18 protein-coding genes are annotated in these 19,693 nt (G+C 40.2%); 6 read left to right on the top strand and 12 right to left on the bottom strand.

What is annotated here, in order from left to right; genetic code table 11:
• Positions 1-3: 3 nt before the first annotated feature.
• From BKK48_RS03505 to BKK48_RS03485, 5 genes are all read right to left on the bottom strand, one after another.
• Positions 4-630: an NADH:ubiquinone reductase (Na(+)-transporting) subunit D gene (locus BKK48_RS03505; protein ID WP_077426796.1), complete on the bottom strand. Its 627-nt coding sequence runs from the start codon at positions 628-630 to the stop codon at positions 4-6.
• Positions 630-1,364 carry a Na(+)-translocating NADH-quinone reductase subunit C gene (locus BKK48_RS03500; RefSeq protein WP_077426795.1) on the bottom strand — a complete coding sequence of 245 codons (735 nt, stop codon included), beginning with the start codon at positions 1,362-1,364 and terminating at the stop codon, positions 630-632. The genes BKK48_RS03505 and BKK48_RS03500 overlap by 1 nt, the downstream gene beginning before the upstream one ends.
• On the bottom strand, positions 1,357-2,592 hold the full coding sequence (locus tag BKK48_RS03495; protein WP_077426794.1) for an NADH:ubiquinone reductase (Na(+)-transporting) subunit B: 1,236 nt from the start codon (positions 2,590-2,592) through the stop codon (positions 1,357-1,359). Before BKK48_RS03495 ends, BKK48_RS03500 begins: the two co-directional genes overlap by 8 nt.
• 2 nt (positions 2,593-2,594) lie before the next feature.
• Positions 2,595-3,938, bottom strand: a complete 1,344-nt coding sequence (locus BKK48_RS03490; protein ID WP_077426793.1) for a Na(+)-translocating NADH-quinone reductase subunit A — start codon at positions 3,936-3,938, stop codon at positions 2,595-2,597.
• Positions 3,939-4,258: 320 nt separating this feature from the next.
• Positions 4,259-4,570, bottom strand: coding sequence for a BolA family protein (locus tag BKK48_RS03485; RefSeq protein ID WP_077426792.1), 312 nt, complete (start codon positions 4,568-4,570; stop codon positions 4,259-4,261).
• Positions 4,571-4,662: 92 nt separating this feature from the next.
• Between BKK48_RS03485 and BKK48_RS03480 the strand changes: the two genes are divergently transcribed.
• From BKK48_RS03480 to BKK48_RS03470, 3 genes are all read left to right on the top strand, one after another.
• Positions 4,663-5,262, top strand: a complete 600-nt coding sequence (locus BKK48_RS03480; RefSeq protein WP_077426791.1) for a YajG family lipoprotein — start codon at positions 4,663-4,665, stop codon at positions 5,260-5,262.
• A gap of 305 nt (positions 5,263-5,567) precedes the next feature.
• Positions 5,568-6,515, top strand: coding sequence for a magnesium/cobalt transporter CorA (corA, locus tag BKK48_RS03475; protein ID WP_077417240.1), 948 nt, complete (start codon positions 5,568-5,570; stop codon positions 6,513-6,515).
• On the top strand, positions 6,515-7,060 hold the full coding sequence (locus BKK48_RS03470) for a YggT family protein (protein ID WP_077426790.1): 546 nt from the start codon (positions 6,515-6,517) through the stop codon (positions 7,058-7,060). Before corA ends, BKK48_RS03470 begins: the two co-directional genes overlap by 1 nt.
• Positions 7,061-7,117: 57 nt before the next feature.
• On the opposite strand, the gene pyrH is transcribed toward BKK48_RS03470, so the two are convergent.
• A complete protein-coding gene (gene pyrH / locus BKK48_RS03465) occupies positions 7,118-7,831 on the bottom strand; it encodes a UMP kinase (RefSeq protein ID WP_077426789.1) in 714 nt (237 codons plus the stop codon).
• Between the two features lie 130 nt (positions 7,832-7,961).
• On the opposite strand from pyrH, the gene BKK48_RS03460 reads away from it, so the two are divergent.
• Positions 7,962-9,518, top strand: a complete 1,557-nt coding sequence (locus BKK48_RS03460; protein ID WP_077426788.1) for a phosphoethanolamine transferase — start codon at positions 7,962-7,964, stop codon at positions 9,516-9,518.
• 101 nt (positions 9,519-9,619) lie between these two features.
• Here BKK48_RS03460 and tal read toward each other — a convergent pair whose 3' ends face one another.
• Positions 9,620-10,573 carry a transaldolase gene (tal, locus tag BKK48_RS03455; protein ID WP_077426787.1) on the bottom strand — a complete coding sequence of 318 codons (954 nt, stop codon included), beginning with the start codon at positions 10,571-10,573 and terminating at the stop codon, positions 9,620-9,622.
• Between the two features lie 252 nt (positions 10,574-10,825).
• Between tal and BKK48_RS03450 the strand changes: the two genes are divergently transcribed.
• The gene (locus tag BKK48_RS03450) at positions 10,826-12,463 is read left to right on the top strand and encodes an ABC transporter substrate-binding protein (protein WP_077426786.1); all 1,638 of its coding nucleotides are present in this window, start codon (positions 10,826-10,828) and stop codon (positions 12,461-12,463) included.
• Positions 12,464-12,584: 121 nt separating this feature from the next.
• On the opposite strand, the gene BKK48_RS03445 is transcribed toward BKK48_RS03450, so the two are convergent.
• Both BKK48_RS03445 and BKK48_RS03440 read right to left on the bottom strand, forming a co-directional pair.
• Positions 12,585-12,935 (bottom strand): hypothetical protein, encoded by a 351-nt coding sequence (locus tag BKK48_RS03445; protein WP_077426785.1) that lies wholly within the window; start codon positions 12,933-12,935, stop codon positions 12,585-12,587.
• Positions 12,936-12,947: 12 nt separating this feature from the next.
• Positions 12,948-13,985: an IS1595 family transposase gene (locus BKK48_RS03440; protein ID WP_077426784.1), complete on the bottom strand. Its 1,038-nt coding sequence runs from the start codon at positions 13,983-13,985 to the stop codon at positions 12,948-12,950.
• Positions 13,986-14,332: 347 nt separating this feature from the next.
• On the opposite strand from BKK48_RS03440, the gene BKK48_RS03435 reads away from it, so the two are divergent.
• On the top strand, positions 14,333-14,821 hold the full coding sequence (locus tag BKK48_RS03435) for a hypothetical protein (protein WP_077426783.1): 489 nt from the start codon (positions 14,333-14,335) through the stop codon (positions 14,819-14,821).
• A gap of 38 nt (positions 14,822-14,859) precedes the next feature.
• On the opposite strand, the gene BKK48_RS03430 is transcribed toward BKK48_RS03435, so the two are convergent.
• The 3 genes from BKK48_RS03430 to BKK48_RS03425 are packed head-to-tail and all read right to left on the bottom strand — an operon-like array spanning position 14,860 to position 19,545.
• Complete coding sequence (locus BKK48_RS03430; protein WP_244154853.1) at positions 14,860-17,550, bottom strand: type III restriction-modification system endonuclease; 2,691 nt, start codon at positions 17,548-17,550, stop codon at positions 14,860-14,862.
• An 8-nt stretch (positions 17,551-17,558) separates the two neighbouring features.
• Positions 17,559-17,765: a hypothetical protein gene (locus BKK48_RS10085; RefSeq protein ID WP_244154852.1), complete on the bottom strand. Its 207-nt coding sequence runs from the start codon at positions 17,763-17,765 to the stop codon at positions 17,559-17,561.
• Position 17,766: 1 nt separating this feature from the next.
• Positions 17,767-19,545, bottom strand: coding sequence for a site-specific DNA-methyltransferase (locus tag BKK48_RS03425; protein ID WP_244154851.1), 1,779 nt, complete (start codon positions 19,543-19,545; stop codon positions 17,767-17,769).
• Positions 19,546-19,693: the final 148 nt, after the last annotated feature.

Below are 19,693 nucleotides of genomic sequence, written 5' to 3'. Positions count from 1 at the left end.
TGATTATTTCTCCTGTTGCTCTGGTTTCCAAGTTCTTAATCCCCAGATCACAAACCCGATGATAAAGAATGCACTTGGTGCAAGTAGGAATAAACCGTTTGCTTGGTACCAACCGCCATTTTGAATTGTTTCAAAAATAGTGATGCCAAATAATTTACCTGAACCGATAAGTTCACGGAAGAAGGCGACAATGATTAACATTGCACCATAACCTAAACCGTTACCAATACCGTCCACAAAGCTTTCAAGGGGTGGCGATTTCATAGCAAAAGCCTCTGCACGACCCATAACGATACAGTTTGTAATAATCAAGCCAACGAAAACCGAAAGCTGTTTAGACAAACCGTAAGCATAAGCTTTTAATACTTGGTCAACCACAATAACCAATGAAGCGATAATCGCAAGTTGCACGATAATACGGATACTGTTAGGAATGTAGTTACGGATTAAAGAAACAAAAAGGTTTGATAGCCCTGTTACAAAAACCACCGCAATCGCCATCACAAAGGCGGTTTCTAATTTCGTTGTTACCGCTAATGCCGAACAGATCCCAAGAATTTGCAATGCAATTGGGTTGTTTTTAGCAATAGGAGCTAATAACAGATCTTTTAAATTTGTTTTTCCAGACATTAGTTCGCTCCTGCTTGAAGTTTTTCAAGATATTTACTAAAGCCATTTTCACTGAACCAGTAATCAAAAGTGCCTTGAACACCGTTGGCAGTCAAGGTTGCACCGGATAAACCATCAATACTGTGATCATCTTTCGGTGCTTGACCTTTCACAATATGAATAGCCGGTTGATGCTGTTCATTGAAAAGTTTTTTGCCTTTAAATAAACCGGCCCAATTTGGGTTTTCGATCTCACCACCCAATCCCGGGGTTTCTCCATGTTGATAATAAGTGATCCCGTTAATGGTATTACCGTCCGGTTGAACCGAAACCAAGCCATACATTACAGACCATAATCCAGTACCGTAAATCGGTAAAATCACTTGTTGGGTTTGACCTTGTTCATCTTTCACAAGATAAACTTCAGCGGTTTTCCCACGAGAGCGAATTCTCGCTTTATCTTGATCAGCAGGAATTGCCTGTTGAGCATCATCGGCTTGTGGAACATAGTCCCCGCTTGCCAAATCAACAAAACGTGATTCGATAAATTTTGCATAGGTTTCTTTTACATTTGTTTTCTCTTGTAAAAGTCCTGCTACATTAAGGATATTTTTTTGTTTATCGAGTAATTTTTGCTCTTCTTGTGCAGGTTTTAACATCACTGCGGAACCAGCAACAATAATGGAACAAACTAAACTCAGTAGCAACACAACAAGAATTGTGCCGCCAACACTGTCTTTATTAAACTTAGCCATTTGTTCTTGCTCTCCGACGTTTGATATTTGCTTGAACAACGATGTAGTCAAAAATTGGTGCAAACAAGTTTGCAAAGAGAATTGCTAACATCATCCCTTCCGGATAAGCCGGATTGACCGTACGAATTAGTACTGCCATCACGCCAATCAACGCACCATACCACCATTTACCGGTATTGGTGAACGAAGCTGAAACCGGATCCGTTGCCATAAATACCATACCCAATGCAAAACCACCTAATACAAGGTGCCAATGCCAAGGCATTGAGAACATATGATTGGTTTCAGAACCAATTAAATTAAATAAGGTTGAAGTGGCGATCATACCAATCATAACACCGGCGATAATACGCCATGAGGCAATACGGGTGAAAACAATAATCGCCCCACCGATTAAAATCGCTAAGGTTGAAACTTCACCCATAGAACCCGGAATATTACCAATAAAGGCGTCCATCCAAGAAATAGGTTGACCGGTTACCGTATGTTGCAATGCACCTTGACCGGCTTGCGACCATTGTGAAAGAGCGGTTGCTCCAGAGAAGCCGTCTGCGGCAGTCCATACCGTATCACCTGAAATTTGTGCAGGATAAGCAAAGAACAAGAAAGCACGACCTGCCAATGCCGGGTTCATAAAGTTACGTCCAACCCCACCGAAGATCTCTTTTGCCACCACGATACCAAAACTGATACCTAATGCAGCCTGCCATAAAGGTAGTGTTGGCGGAACAATTAAAGCAAAAAGAATGGTAGAAACGAACATCCCTTCATTGACTTCGTGGCCACGCACAACGGAGAACAAAAGTTCCCAAATAGTACAAACAGTGAACACCACCAAGTAAATCGGTAGGAAGAAAATTGCCCCTAATGCCATTTTGCTTCCCCAACCTGCATTTAAGGTTAAATCTAACCCTAAACTATTGGCGAGGGCATAATGCCAGTCTGTTGCAATTAATTGCTCTAAATTACCTAATTGATTTAATGCAGGAATTGCTTGGTTACCCACATTGTACATGCCATAAAAAATCGCAGGAAACAGTGCGAGGAACACGGTGATCATCATACGTTTTGAGTCTAACGCATCACGAACATGCGTGTTTTTATGCGTTACCGTACCCGGGGTATAAAGCAAGGTATAAATCGATTCAAAGATCGGATAAAGCTTGCTGTATTTACCCCCAGGTAAAAACGCGGGTTCCATTTTTTCTAAAAGATTTTTTAAACCCATTTCTAACCTTCCTTCTCAATCTTTTCTAAAGCCTGACGTAAGATTGAGCCATATTCATATTTGCCCGGGCAAACAAATGAACAAAGCGCTAAATCTTCTTCATCCAACTCTAAACAACCTAATGCTTGAGCACCGTCCGTATCACCTGCGATCAAATCACGCAACAATAAAGTCGGTAAAATATCTAACGGCATAACACGCTCATAGTTGCCGATTGGCACCATGGCACGCTCACCACCATTTTCTGCAGTGGTAAAGTTGAAGAGTTTTTTACCGAAATGTCCTAATACGGTACGGGTAATGGAATATTTATTCGGCTGCGGTGTAATCCAACCAAAAAATTCCTTATTATTCCCTTCTGCAAGCACAGAAACTTGTAGGGCATAACGACCTAGATAGTCGTGCACGCCTTTTGCCGTGTTACCGCAAAGTACAGAACCGGAAATGACACGATTTTCACCCGCTTTAAGTTCATTTTCAGTTAATTGAGAAAGGTTTGCGCCAATTAATGTACGAACTAAACGAGGTTCTTTGACCTGTGGACCAGCAAGGGAAATCACTCGCTCAACATAAAGCTCACCGGTAGTAAATAATTTACCAATAGCAATCACATCTTGATAATTAAGATGCCATACGGTTTTATGCACACCAACAGGATCGATAAAGTGAATATGTGTTCCCACCAAACCTGCCGGATGAACCCCACCGAAATCGTGGACCTGTAAATTAGATAAATCCACCGTCGGGATATTGCTATCACCCGCTTTACAAAGATGTAATGGTTTGCTTGGGAATAAACGGCTTAATACCGTTAAACCATTGATGAAATCTTGCCAATGCTCTTTTAATACCACCTCAGGATCGGCGGCCAACGGGTTGGTATCCATCGCATTAACAAAAATAGAGGAAGGCTCGCTTTCAATGGCCGGAATTTTGCTAAACGGACGTGTGCGAAATGCTGTCCAAAGACCGGATTCCACCAAGTTTTGTTTGACTTGTTCGGAAGAAAGCGTATTGAGTTCATCTGCATTATATTTCGCGAAAGTGATTTGTTCATCGCCTTCCACGTTAATGACCACAGATTGTAATACACGTTTTTCGCCACGATTAATCGCAGTGATAGTACCACTTGCTGGGGCTGTAAAAACCACACCAGGATTTTTCTTGTCTTCAAAAAGCACTTGGCCTTTCTTAACAACATCACCTTCGCGTACCTTCATGGAAGGACGCATCCCCACATACTCCTCACCAAGAATCGCAACTTGATTCACAACATTGCCGTTGTGGATTACTTGTGCCGGTTTTCCCGCAATAGGAAGATCCAAGCCTTTTTTAATTGTAATCATATTGTTTGCACTACTTTTCAAGGTTAAAAATACGATTGCAAATAAGTAAGCTTAAATGCAATCTCGTGTTTGAGCGTGACAGAAAATGCCCTAAAACTCAGCGCATTATTAACTGACACATAATTTAAAAAACTCAAATCTGTTTAATTTTCAGGCAGTTCAATCATCACTACACTACCCAAATTTGAAAATATAAAATTTAAACGCCCCATTCTAGCGAAAATCCGATTTTCATTCCACCTAAAGGCGGATTTTTTGTGAAATTTTTGTGTGCTTTTTTCAATATACATATAAAGAGTTACAAACTATAAAAGACAACCCTATAATCCGACACCACTGCAATTCGGAGAACGAGGAAACACTTCCCCAAGCGATTGCCATTCTTCTTTAGTGTAAAGATGTAGTGCCAAGGCGTGAATTCCGTTTTTTAACTCATTGGCAAATAATTGATAAACTTTTTGATGACGTTGTACTTTGGACATTCCCTCAAACACCTCACTGACAATGACAAATTTGAAATGTGAGTCTGCCCCTCTTCCTGAGCTATGCAGATGACTTTCATTTTCTACCGTCACAAAGTGCGGTCGAAATTCCGTGTGAATTTTTGCTAACAAAGCCTGTTGTTTTGACATCTTCAATCTCCAATAAATTTTGTAGAAACGCTATACATCCGCTATTAAGTCTGCAAGAATAGCACAGTTCAATTCAATCCATTGAGGAAATTATGAAACTGACAAACAAAATCAAAACACTATCTGCCATGGGTGTTGCTGTGGTGACCCTTTTCCTTGCCGGCTGCCAAGCCCAATCGAATACCCTCACCTTTACTCCACCGGCACCAACGGCATCTTTGAATGTTAATCAATCTGCGGTGGTATATGTCACAACAAAAGATGCACGTCCACAACAAGATGTGGCAAGTTATACGAAAAACGGTGAGTTAATCAAACTCAATGCCTCGCCGAGTGTCACGCAATTATTTCAACAAGTGATGCAACAAAACTTAGTAAGCAAAGGGTTTCGTATCGGTCAATCAAACAATGCTAACGCCGGTGTCACCGTTGAGGTGAAAGAATTCTTCACTAATGTTGAGCAGGGTAATTTCCGTTACAACCTCAGTACGAAAATTCAAGTGATGGTGTATGTGCAAGGCGCAAGCGGAAGCTATAACAAAGCCTTCAATGCCACACGTTCTCAATCCGGTGCCTTTAATGCCGACAATGATGAAATCCAAAAAGTGCTAGGCGAAACCTTCAAAGATATTGTTAATAATATTTATCAAGATCAAGAAGTTGCCTCTGCTATCAATCAATATACCCGCTAATAGAATTTGGGGCATTACGCCCCATTTATTTTCCATAAAAACTTGACGAACTCCCCTTTCAAGCGTAACATTCGCCCGATTTTTTAACGAGAAGGACACACACTTTGGACAGTCATAGTCGATACCGAATATCGCTTTAGTCTCCCGCCTTATGCCAATGGCTATCGGCGAGAGTTCGTCGGTAGGTTTACCATTTTCGGCATCTTTAAACCAAACGAAATACCGCAATTTTTAACCGCACTTTATTCGTTTGACATTCTTATATGTTCACGGTTAGCTGTTCATAATCCCAAAAGGAGTATGAAATGATCAACGCTTTTGCTATCAATGATTCCCGCTTAGTTCGCATTGATGAAGATCAAGCCAATCTGAGTAATGCCATTTGGCTCGATTTACTTGAACCCACAAGCGAAGAACGTGAAATGCTGCAAGAAAGCTTAGAACAGAGCCTTGCCTCTTTCCTAGAATTGGAAAATATCGAAGCATCTGCACGTTTTTTTGAAGACGAGGACGGCTTACACCTTCACTCATTCTTTTATTGTGAAGATGAAAACGACTATGCGGATTTAGCCAGTGTGGCATTTACCATTCGTGACGGACGCTTGTTCACCTTACGGGATCGGGAACTCCCTGCATTTCGCTTATACCGTATGCGTTCCCGTAGCCAGCGTTTATTAGAAGCGAATTCTTATGAAGTGTTATTAGATCTTTTCGAAACCAAAATCGAGCAGTTGGCCGATGTGATTGAAAATGTTTATGCAGATTTAGAGGCCTTAAGCCGTGTCATTTTAAACGGAAAACAAGATGAAGCCTTTGATGAAGCGCTAAACACCCTCACCGAACAAGAAGATACCAGTTCGAAAGTTCGTTTGTGTTTGATGGATACCCAGCGAGCCCTTGGTTTTCTTGTGCGCAAAACCCGTTTACCGGCAAACCAGCTGGAACAGGCGCGTGAAATCTTGCGAGATATTGAATCCTTACAACCTCATAACGAATCCTTATTCCAAAAGGTTAATTTCCTCATGCAAGCGGCAATGGGTTACATCAATATCGAGCAGAATAAAATCATGAAATTTTTCTCCGTGGTATCCGTGATGTTCCTTCCTGCCACACTGGTGGCCTCCACTTATGGCATGAACTTTGAATTTATGCCGGAGTTGCATTTTAAATACGGCTACCCAATGGCTATCGGTTTAATGATTGCCGCCGCCCTCACCCCTTACATTTATTTTAGACGAAAAGGATGGCTATAATGGAATTATCCCAAACCGCATTATTTGTCGGTTCGATTATCAATTTTTATGCGCTTGTATTGGTTTTACGCGCTTGGTTACAGTTCGCTCGGGTCGATTATTACAACCCGCTTTCACAATTTGCCGTGAAAGCAACAGAGCCGATACTGAAACCTCTGCGAAAATTTGCCCCGGTTATCAAAAATGTTGATACCTCAGCACTTTTTGTCATTTTTCTGCTTGGAGCATTAAAATCCGTGCTTTATTTTGGTTTAGCCATTGATGTCATGCTTATTTTAGGTGTGTTAAGTATTCTTAAAGCAATCGGTGTCTCTATTTTCTATGTACTCTTTATTAGTGCCATATCCAGTTGGTTTCACCAAGGGCATAATCCTATTTTCTATGCCTTTTATCAGCTTACCTCTCCACTGCTCCAACCCATAAGAAAAATTCTTCCTACACTGGGTGTGATTGATTTTTCACCGATGGTGGTGGTGTTTATCTTACTTTTTATCAATAATTTACTGACTGATCTGCTGCAAGGGCTTTGGGTCATTGCCGGATAAAATGCCAACAAAAAACGGTAGAAATCATTTCTACCGTTTTTTTGTATGACAATTTGATTAGCTAATCGTCGTTCCTTCTTCAGTACCCAACACCACATTGCGTAATGCACCGGGTTTTACCATATTAAACACCCGAATCGGCATACCGTGATCCCGTGCCAGCGTAAATGCCGCTAAATCCATCACTTGTAATTCTTTATCAATAACTTCTGCATAAGAAAGATGATGATATAACTTCGCTTGCGGATTTTTCGCTGGATCGCAATCATATACCCCATCGACTTTCGTTGCCTTCAAGACCACATCCGCCTCAATTTCAATGCCTCGTAAACAAGCCGCTGAATCCGTTGTAAAGAACGGGCTACCTGTACCGGCAGAGAAAATCACCACACGTTTTTCACGCAACATTTTGATCGCCTCAGACCAATTGTAGGTATCACAAATCCCGTTTAATTGGAAAGCGGACATCAATTTTGCATTCACATCCGCACGATGTAAGGCATCACGCATAGCTAAGCCATTCATCACGGTGGCAAGCATTCCCATATGATCTCCCACCACACGGTTCATTCCGGCTTTCGCCAGTTTTGCCCCACGAAACAGGTTGCCACCGCCAAGCACCACACCAACTTCTACGCCCATTTCCACTAATTCTTTGATCTCTAATGCCATACGATCAAGAATCGAGGGATCGATACCAAATCCTTCATCCCCCTGTAATGCTTCACCGCTTAACTTCAATAAAATACGTTTATAAATTGGTTGGCTCATTGTCTTTTCCTTTTTGGCTTAAAAAATTGGCTTATTTTATAGAATAACGAAACAAGAGTGAAGAAGTTAAAGATGGAAATTCTGATTGAAAAATGGATAATAAGCGACATTTCGTTTTGAGCAGAAAACTATGACAATACCAAAAACATACCGCATTTTAACCGCACTTTTTGTCTTTGCTTGTGCCAATCTCGCAGGCTATTTTATGTTGATCGGTTCAGGCATGTTCTCAGAACCCGGCATGGCACTTATCTTACTCACCGGGGCGATCATTTTGCTATTAAGCAGTAGCAAAAAGGCATTTTATTTTATTCTACTACCGCTCGCTTTCACCCATGCTATTTACACCCCAACAGGGCTTAATTTTGGCGCACCGAGTTATCAATATATCGCCTCTGTTTTCTCTACGGATCTATTAGAAACCAAAGAATTTTTATTACAAATTCCGTTTAGTAGCTATGTGATCGCCTTTTTAATCCCGATTTTATTGCTTGTGCAATATAAAAGTGCGGTCAAATTTGGGGTTAAATTTTATCGAAACAAAGCCTTTATCACGCTGAGTGCTTTGCTCTTTGCCTATCACCTCCCCATTGCCGAACCAATGAAAGAAACCGTCAGTTCGACCATCAAAATCTATGATGAAATGAACAAATTAAAACAAATGGCGCAATCGGATAACTGGGGAAAATCCACATTAAAAAATTCCCGTTACGATGATTATGTCATCATCCTTGGTGAAAGCGCACGCAAAGATTATCACCATGCCTACGGCTACCCCATTCACAATACGCCTTTTATGTCGAATGCCAAAGGCACGCTCGTTGATGGTTTTCGTTCTGCCGGCACCAATACAGTAGCCTCTTTACGTTTAATGCTCACCTTGCCAAATAAAGAAAAATGGGAGCCAAATTACGCATTAAGTTTAGTGGATTTGGTGAAATCTGCCGGCATTAAAACCTATTGGTTATCAAATCAAGGGTTACTAGGGGAATTCGATACACCGGTTTCCGCTCTCGCCTCAAAATCCGATGAAAGCCTTTTTCTCAAAAAGGGGGGCAGCTTCAACTCCACCAACTACAGTGATTTTGATTTATTACCCCACTTATCCCAAGTGTTAGCCTCGCCAATTCAGGGAAAACGTTTCATTGTGTTGCATATTTACGGCGCTCACCCGCTCGCCTGTGATCGGGTGGAAGATTACCCAAAAATCTTTAAAGAGGAAGAAATTGATCTTCGCTATGCCTACTTAAACTGCTATATTTCTTCCATTAAAAAAACCGATGATTTGTTAAAACAGGTTTATGAACAACTTCAAGAAAACGAACAAAAAACGCACCGCACTTTTTCTATGATCTATTTTGCTGATCACGGTTTATGCCATCAACAAGATGAAAAACAGCAGGTGTTATTTAATCAAAACTGTTTTAGCCAAGCACACCACGATGTGCCTCTCTTTAAAATTTCTTCTGATGACACTGAACGCAAGGAATACAAGGTGTTTAAATCCGGATTGAATTTTTTAGAAGGTATTGCAAATTGGATGGGAATTAAAAACCCACAACTTCACAAAGAAAACCTCTTTTCCAACGAAGCGGATCAAGAAGATTTTGGGTTACAAAAACGTATTAACGAAAAATATCGTCAAGAAAGGGATCCCGCCATCGATATTCGCTCTAAACCTGAATGAGCCGTCAATCTAAGCAAAGCCTCTCAACATTTCTCACAAAAAACATAAAAAAATCCCTTTAATGCCAAGGCATTAAAGGGAACAGAATAGAGAAAGAAAAATTATAATTTCGCTGCAAGCATCGCTTCTAATTTTTCTTGGTCGATAGCAAACTTGCGAATGCCCTCAGCCAATTTTTCAACCGCCATGGCATCGCTATTATGTTGCCAATAGAATTCCGCTTCAGTCAGTGGTTGCGGTTTGGCTTTCACTTCACCTTTGTATTCCAATTTACGCACAAGTGCGGTTGAATTTTCTTGTAATTCTTTAAGAAGCGGTGGTGCAATGGTTAAGCGATCACAACCTGCTAACTCGGTGATTTCCCCCACATTACGGAAACTTGCTCCCATCACCACCGTATTGTAGCCATATTCTTTATAGTAGTTGTAAATTTTGGTGACGGAAATCACACCCGGATCTTCCGCCGGTGCATAGTCTTTTTTATCACTATTGGCTTTGTACCAATCTAGGATACGACCAACGAAAGGTGAAATTAAATAGACCCCGGCTTCGGCACAGGCACGGGCTTGTGCTTCTGAGAATAATAAGGTGAGATTACAGTTAATGCCTTCTTTTTCAAGAATTTCTGCCGCACGAATACCCTGCCATGTAGAAGCAATTTTAATCAAAATACGATCGTTTGAAATGCCTGCGGCATTATAAAGAGCAATAAGCTTACGGGCTTTTTCAACGGTTGCTTGTGTATTGTAAGAAAGACGGGCATCCACTTCGGTGGAAATGCGTCCCGGGACGATTTTTAAAATTTCTAAACCAATGTTTACTGCTAATTTATCTTCTGCATCAATCAGTTGTTGTGCTTTATCACTGCTTTGCGCCTTAGCATAGCTGATCGCTTCATCGATAAGTGGGGCATATTGTGGCAATGCTGAAGCGCTTAAAATTAAAGAAGGATTGGTTGTCGCATCTTGAGGTTGATATTTTTTAATCGCTTCAATATCGCCGGTATCTGCAACCACGACAGTCATGCTACGAAGTGAATCTAATTGAGTTGTCATTGTCTTCTCCTGTTTTGATTGATGGGCGTTACGATAACATAAATTGAATTTGAAGTGATAGTGAGAAATCGTAATAGATTGAATAGTTTTCACTAAAAAATATTGATTTTTAATTTTTTATCAGAACTGTGATCAACATCACGGTTATTAGGGAATAAAACCTTTACAAACCTAAAGATTTAAGATAAATCATTGAACCTAATTATTTTTATAACGATGATTTCAACATAATTCACTAAAAAAGGAGTGTCTATGCAACCTAATCTATTCCGTCAGTTTCTCTTTTCCACCCTCACTTTAGCGCTGTCCGGCAGCCTTTATGCTGCTCAAGTGCCTACCGGTACAGAACTTGCACCGGTGCAAAATATTGTGATTAATAACGGTGCAGAGCCACAAAGTTTCGATCCCCATAAAACCGAAGGGGTGCCGGAGTCGCAAGTGGCTTATCAATTATTTGAAGGTTTAGTGAGCACCAATTCAAAGGGTGAATTAATACCGGGTGTGGCAGAACGTTGGGAAAGTTCACCGGATTATAAAACCTGGACATTCCACCTTCGCAAAGACGCCAAATGGTCAAATGGCGATCCTATTACAGCACAGGATTTTGTCTATTCTTGGCAACGTTTAGTCAACCCTAATACCGCTTCCCCTTACGCCAGTTTCTTAGATTACATGCAAGTGGTAAATGCACAGGATATTATTGACGGTAAGAAAAAACCGGAAGAACTAGGCGTGGAAGCCAAAGACGATTACACCTTTGTGGTTTACTCCGCCAACCCTGTGCCTTATGCTGTTGGGCTGACGACCCACCAATCTTTGCTCCCCGTACCTCAAAAAATCATTGAAAAATTCGGTGATGCTTGGGTGAAAAAAGAAAATATCGTAGGCAATGGCGCGTATAAATTAAAAGATCACGTTATCAATGAAAAAATTGAATTTGAACGTAATCCGCTGTATTGGAATGATAAAGAAACCGTCATCAATACCGCCACTTTCCTAGCCATTGAAAATGCCAGTACCGATGTTTCCCGTTATCGGGCCGGGGATTTGGATATCACCAGCTACTCACTCCCACCTGAACAATTCGCTAAATTGAAAAAAGAATTGCCGGATCAGGTGTTTACCGCTCGTACTTTGGCGACCTATATGTATGAAATCAACAATAGCAAACCGCCGTTCAATGATAAACGGGTACGCCAAGCCTTAAACTATGCCCTAGATCGTACGGTAATTACCGATAAAGTGATGGCACAAGGGCAAACCCCGACTTATGTGTTCACCCCAACTTATATTTCAGAAGGTGAGCGGATTAACCAACCTGCCTATTCCCAAGAACCCATGGCAAAACGTAATGAACAAGCCATTAAGCTCTTAGAAGAAGCAGGGTTTAGCAAAGCCAACCCATTAAAATTCACCATTCTTTACAACACTCACGAAAACCATAAAAAAGTGGCAATTGCTGCGGCCTCTATGTGGAAAGCCAATACCAAAGGCTTAATTGAGGTGAAATTAGAAAACCAAGAATGGAAAACCTATATTGATAGCCGTCGTGCAGGTCGTTATGATGTGGCGCGTGCCGGTTGGAGTGCGGATTACAACCAAGCCACTACTTTCGGAAACTATTTCTTATCCACCTCTAGCAACAACACGGCAAAATATGCCAGTGCAGAATATGATAAGGCAATGGCGGATTCCTACCTTGCCACCGATGAGGCAGGTCGTGCGGAAGCCTATGCCAAAGCGGAAGCGATTTTAGCGCAAGATTTTGCCCTTGTACCGGTTTTCAATTATGTAAACCCACGCCTAGTGAAACCTTATGTGGGCGGTTATACGGCACAAGATCCGCAAGACCATATTTTCTTGCGTGATCTCTATATCATTAAGCATTAATAAAAAGTGCGGTTGGAAAAACATTGTTTTTTTCGATATTATGTAGCAGTTGCACAAAGCCGTTTTAAAACAAGGCGACCTTTCCGTCGCCTTTATTTTTGTGGCTAATTCTACCATTTAATCAGTGGCGATTATTCCATTTTTGGTAATAAATCTCAACGCTATCTAAGCAGTAAACTAATATTCTGTCAGCAATCACCTCGTTTTCCCACTGCATTAAACCTTCGATTTCATTTAGCCTTTTCTGTGCTTGGTATTGGGCGTAGGCTTTTGAGTAGCGAGGTTCGACCGGCTCTATTTTTGCAGGGACTTTGGTTTCCAATAAATCGAAAAATTTGTTGATATTACGCCGTTCACGCCATCTTACCGTATGGCGTTTTATATCATCCAAAATGGAATGGTCGCCCCATCTCCAAATGTCAAAATCCTCACTAGATTCAAAATAGCTCCGCATATCATAATGTAGCTTCATTTTTGCTCCTTATTAGGTCGTTTGTAATGAATGGATGCCAAATCGGGCTTCGGGCATTTTATTGCCTTGCCAGTAGCCGGTGAAATGGCGTGAGGGTAAAGTGTTGAACGTGCAGCGTAGCAAATGTTCAAATTTCTCTTTGACGCTTTTTCGACGATTATCTTCCCGCCACGCTGTCTCGTTAGCGTAGAACATTAGGTACTTGTTTTTCATTTTGTGGTAAATCCCTGTAATGGCACGCCGCAGTCGTGCAAAAAAGGATTCGGCAAGGTTGTTGGTGATGCCCTCGATGGAACGATATTCTTGGGAATGATTTACCCGCCATAAATCATAATGGAATGTCAGGCTATCGTAGGCAGGGTTTTCGTCAGCGTGAATCGTGCTGTTGGGTTTCACAAGGTGTTGCGTTAACTCCAATATATCTTGGGTGTTTTCTTCGTTGACGAGAGCAACAATGCTTCGGTCTGCACCTTTCATTATTGATTGATTTTTTGCCCGTTGGCGGAATACCAATACACAAGCCTTATCCTTGCGTTGATAACGTTTCTTGCGTCTATCAATGCGTTTATGGAGGAAGTTTTTGGGGCGAATGTAGTAATTCACATAAGCCCCGTCAATGTGGACTTCGCCGTTTAGTGGTGTTAGGTCTTTTGCTTTATCTAAACTCTCGCGGAATTTATGTAGCAGTACCCACGCGGTTTTATACTGTACATTGAGCTTGTGGGAAAGGGAAATCGCAGATAAACCTTTGCTTTCCGTGGCAAAGAGAAGAAGCGCAATAAGGATTTGCCGTAAGGTGAGTTTGTGAAATTGAAATATTGTGCCTGTGGTAATCGAAAACCGATATTGGCAGTGTTTACATTGAAATTGCTGCCGAGAATGAATGAAATAGGCTTGATGACAAACGCCGCAACGCGGACAAACTTGTTCCGTGTCACTGTGCCAACGGGCATTTTTGAGTAAGGCAAAAATTTCGGCATCAGAAAGCCCCGCCACTTGCGCAATCGGCAAGCGGCGTGCTTTGGCTGATAACAGAAAATGCTGTGCCATAAAAACAATAATCCCTTTATTACAACGCTTAAATTTCAAGCCTTTTGGGGCTTTAAAAAATTAAAAGTCGTAATAAAGGGACTATTATTTTTCTGTGCGGAAAAATGTATTGTTATATAGGGTGCTTGTCAAGGAAAATTTTCAAGCGATTTAAGTCAATCTTTTGAAAAAGCTGTCAAGTGTTTTTTGAATTAATTTTGAAAATTAAAGAATATCAAAGAGTTAAAAAAATTGCATAAAAGGATCTTCTAGATCCTTTAGAAACTGATTGCTGATTTTTTAATCGGTGTTTTTAGATGATTAATCCGATATAATTACGTCAATGGAAGAAAAATGAGACGATAAAAATGCTTTATATTCCACCCACTAATCCCAATCACTATGTCAGTAGTATTGTAGCTTTAAACATTATCAGTCCTGAAAATACGGGGGACTGGCATAGTGCAGCTGCGTTAAGTGAAAATGCGTATCCCCTTGAGTTCTATCTCTATGGCGAAAATCAGTCTAAAAATACCCATCATTTATTAGGGCAACAAGGTATTATTGACGGTACGCAACGATTGAATGAGATGGGATATTATCCTCAGAATACACCGGTTTGGATAGCCGACCACCCGAGAGCTTGCGTGGATTATCTTTATTACGCCGTACTGAAAACAGGTTCGATTGGGCGTGTAATGCTCGATGATTGGTTTCCTAGCGAGGAAGATAAACTTTCTGTCTATGCTTTGATTGATGTGCTAGAACCTCACTTAACTGATGATGAAAGAGAGAATTTACAGCTATGGAAACGTAAGAATCCAATAATGAATAGCCCCAGAACATTTGGGGCTTAATACTAGATATTGATGTTTGCATTCCCTGCTTAATCTACTCACCGTAACGCTTGCTCAATGATGTCTATCATCTTCTCGCTTTCAAATTGCGTTTTAAAAGTTAACTTCACCGCTGATGTATCTGCGATGGTATTAAACCAACGTTCAGCGTGTTTGATTTTTTGTCGTTCTCGTTGGCGTAAGTTTTCTTTATTGGCAACACCTTTGCTTTCCACTACTAAATGAAGGGTTTCACCATTACTTGTCTTAACGATATAAGCAAAATCGGGGGAATAGGTTTCACCACCAGCCACAGGAATTCTGATCGCATTTTTCGGAATTTTGGTAAAGACTACCACCTCTTTAATTTCGCTCTCGGTAATGTTTTCATATTCAATCACACTATCCGAAAAGACTTTATCAAATAAAAAACTCTCTAACGGTATTTTTTCATCATTGATGACACCCCAATCTTGATTGATTTCAATTTCAGATAGAGGCTTACCTTGTCTGTCGGTCAATTTACTCGGGTGAACTTGACTGCTGATTTTTTGATACCCTACGTCAAATTGACTGATGGAGTGATGCAACAAATATTCTTTAAAACCACTGTGTATAGAATGAATAGTGTCATCATTCAAAAATCGGGCAATATCGATCTCATTGTTTACCGCAAAAAAGGCTTGATGCAAGGTCGCTTGTTTTACATATAATTTGATCGCCAGCTTTTGCAAAAACTCTCGATAATTCATCGTTACAAGTGGTTCAAAAATGATATTTTCGGCACTCTCTACCGTTTTAAAATCGATCAACCGATGTTGAATTTTTACCATTTCTTGTGTTTTTACTCGAACCCCCGTTGCTGTGAATTTTGCTTTATTTTCCAATAAAAATGCTTTAAAGAGTCCTAGCATTTGATTTTCATCAATATTGTATTGCAAAATGGCTTTTTGATTGACTAGCTCCCACAAGGCTTTTAATTCCTCATATTTCCCTACACGCATTGCCACTTTGGTTTTGCTTTTTTCTTTAGCATTAGCAACTTTGCCTGTTTTCAATTGGGGTTGATTAAATGCGAGCGGATATTTTTCTTTAAGTTTTGCAAACCCTTCATTGATAAAACAATCGTCATCGTTAATTAGATTTAACTCATATAATTCATTACCTAATGGTCGTTTTTTCACATTAGGATAGGCAGATTTAATTTTTTCAAATAATTCATCATTCCATTTGTCATAAATAATCTCATTATTTTGAGCTTGATTGATTTCTGCTTTGAGGCTTTCGACAAAATCGCTTTCACTACTATCGACAAAATAATGGAGTTTAAAATCGCCATTTTTAACGCGACTCATAAACTCATTGACAGGTAGCCTTAATCCTCGTCCCACTTCTTGTAATTTGCTGGTTTCGCTACCACTAGAACGCAATTTGCAAATGCCAAACACATTCGGGTTATCCCAGCCCTCACGCAACGTCCACTTAGAAAAAATAAAACGGCGTGGGTTCTCAAGTGAAAGCAAACTTTCTTTATCGTGTAAAATCTCGTTGATTTCTTGAGCGATTTTTTCATCGTCGCTACTATTATCTTTGGAAAAATATCCTCCGTGTGTGGCAGAAACATCGGCTAATACCGTTTGCAAGGATTGATAAAACGTCGTACCAAGCGGTGCATTTTCTAAGGCTTTTGTCGCTTCAGCTTTGACAATTTGCTCAAATCTGCTTTTTAGGCTGCCTGAAATACCATTTTCATCACGGTAGCCTGCTATATCATCAATAAAAAACAGAGTTAAGGGTTTGATTTTATCAGGGCGGTTTAATAGTAATTTTTCATTTTCAAAATGCGTGTGTACCGCTTGGCGTATCATTTGCTCAAATACGGTATTAGAATAGGAAAACGGATAAATTCCGTCGCCTTTTTTCAGTTCCACGCCATTGCTTAAAAGTGCGGTGGATTTATTCAAACTTTCCAAAAACAGATCCTGAATATGGTCGTGAATTTTGTGCAAACTTTCACCTTTATTTAATGTAAACTGGCGTTTTTCAAATTCAAAGGTCGCATTCGTGCCATTGCTATCCACAAAACGTACTTTACTCACCTTCTCGCCTTTAATTTCTTGAATATGAGCCAACACGCCTTTCACCAAATCTTGGTTAAACGCATCAATCGCAGAAAGACGGTAAAGCAAATTTTTGAATTTATCGTTAAAGGTTGCCCCATAGCGCAAAATATATTGCGGATTGAAATCCAGCAAGGCTTTCCACGTTTTATTTTTAGCATCAAAGCGGTGCGGCTCGTCAATAATCAATATTGGCTTCACCGATCCGATCGCCTCAAAAGGTTTAGCATACAAATCTTTGATTAGCACGCTGCCGTCATTACCGGCATCTTCGCCCCGCATTGTTTTGCTATTCACCATTCCCATATTCAGCAACAAAACGTGAATTTTTTTCTGCTCGTCTGCTTCGACAAAACGCACAATCTCATCGGGCATTGCACTGTTACGCTTGCCTTTTTTCACCTTTTGGCTTTGCACCACATAAAGCTGAATTTCCGCATCATTATAGCGGTTATCATCAAAATCTAATTTAAAATGGTTTTTTAAGGCTTTAGATTTTAAAAAATTCTCCGTCCCTGACTTAATGGATAAAGTCGGCACAACAATCACAAATTTATAAACGCCCAACCAGCGGTGCATTTCATACATCGTTTGCGTATAGGTATAAGTTTTGCCTGTGCCTGTTTCCATTGAAATATCTAAAATATTGGATAAATCCGCTGTTTTATCAATGCGGTTTTGCGATTGGACGGATTGGATATTTCTCTATAAAGGCTGCCTGAAAAGGATAACCTCGGGTTTTCCCCTGCACCATTTTCATTTTTGTTTGCACCGTTAAAAACTGCCAACACCGCATCGATCGCAGCCATTTGATGTGGCAACTCTTTTTCGTAATGAAAGCCCATCTCAATACCTCACCACGATATTTAGCTCAATATTTTTCTTATTGGAATAGGTTTTCATCGCTTGATGCAGTTCCATTTGTTTGGCACTGTCGATATTGGCACCGAATAATATTATCCGCTTAGGCAAAAAGGTGGGATCGCCATCCAATTTATTCAGCAAGGCTTTAATATGTTTGCTGTCAAGGTGGGGATAAAGCAAATAGAGATTATCACCGCATAAGTTTGCCGTATAACTGCCCAAATCTACCGCTTGTACGTTGTCCGTTAAGGCATTGCCGTCACGCAATCGCCAAGTGGTCAACAACGTGCGATATTCTTCATCGTTGAATACACGAGCAAGCGTTTCAGGAAGGTCGGACTGTTTCGGATTAAGTTCATCATCGGATACGGCAAGAAAGTTTTCTGTTGTTTCAAAAATCTTAAAGCCTAAATCCCCTTTAAAATCAGGGAAATCTTGACGGATTTTGACCGCACTTTTTTCGATACGGTCTTTAGTGATGTCGAAAATGGTTTTATAGCCTGCTTTATAGGCTTCGGATTTTTTATCGGTTTCTTCAGGCAGCTGTACCATAATAAAACGGCGATTGCCATCGTCTTTGGCATTCAGTTGCATCACTGCGTGGGCGGTTGTACCAGAGCCTGCGAAGAAGTCGAGAATTAGATCATTTTTATTTGTAGAGTATTTAATTAATTTTTCAAGCAAAGCACTTGGCTTAGGATAATTAAACACCGCCAAACTAAAAATATCATTTATTTCACTAGTAGCAACTGAGTTCATATAATCGTTCTCTGCTGTAAATAAAGTTCCGACAGGCATATAATCAGTACTTAGTTTTTCCGCATATCTTTTAAAAATAAAGCCACGATGTTTTGTACTATATTTTTCTTTAAATTTTATTCTCCCCGTTTCAATATATTTTTGCATTGTTTCTTTTGAAAATGCCCAGAATCTCCCTTTGGGCGGTAAATCTTCAATTCCTGTATATGGATTTTTGATTGGAAAATATGTTGATTCACTGCCACTTTTAGCACTTGGATCACCTGAACACCAATCACCATTTGGATCATTATCAGGATTTGAATACTCATCAAGAGTTTTTTCTTCACCGAACATTTTTAATGCATTTTTATTTTTTGCATAAGCGACTAAATACTCGTGTTGAATATTTACACCATTATTATCATCACCAGTCATCGTTTTGGTTTTCCTAATAAAGCTGCTTATAAAATTCCTCTCCCCAAAAACATCATCGCACAATAATCTTAACTGTACCTGTTCATTATCATCAATACTAATAAACATCACGCCATCATTTTTTAGTAATCTATGGGCGATATAAAGGCGAGGATACATAAAAGTGAGCCACGCACTGTGGGAATTGGATTTTTTAGCAGTAAAATTCAGCACCCTTTTCGCTTCTTCAAGCGACATATCCGCTAACTCGGCTAATTGCTCTGGGGTGAATTTGCGCTCATCTTGATAGACAAAGCCGTCTGAACCTGTATTGTAGGGCGGATCGATGTAAATCATCTTAACTTCGCCTTTATAGGCGTGTTCGAGGTGTTTTAAAACTTCTAAATTATCGCCTTTGATCAGCAGATTTTGACTGTGTTGGTTTGTAGGCAGGTTGTTGTGGGCAGTATTTTCCGCCGGCAGCGTATTTGGCGGACAATGTCGCAAATAGCGGGCATAAGATTTACCTAGCCAATTCATCGTGTAATCTTCACGGCTAACGTTAACTCCTTGCGATTGCACTTGCTCCGCCATTTTTTCAGGCAAAAAATTGCCGTTTTTATCAAAGCAGTTGGGGAAATGCTGTTTCAGTATTTCGAGAGAAGAATTTGTTGAAGATTCAAAAAGATTTTCGGAGATAATCATTGTGTTATCTCCAAAATAAAAGTTAGATTATTGCGTTGCGTTGCGTTGC

The organism is Rodentibacter heidelbergensis (assembly GCF_002000125.1).
GTDB classification, from domain to species: domain Bacteria; phylum Pseudomonadota; class Gammaproteobacteria; order Enterobacterales; family Pasteurellaceae; genus Rodentibacter; species Rodentibacter heidelbergensis.
This window is presented reverse-complemented; position numbering and strand designations above follow the sequence as displayed.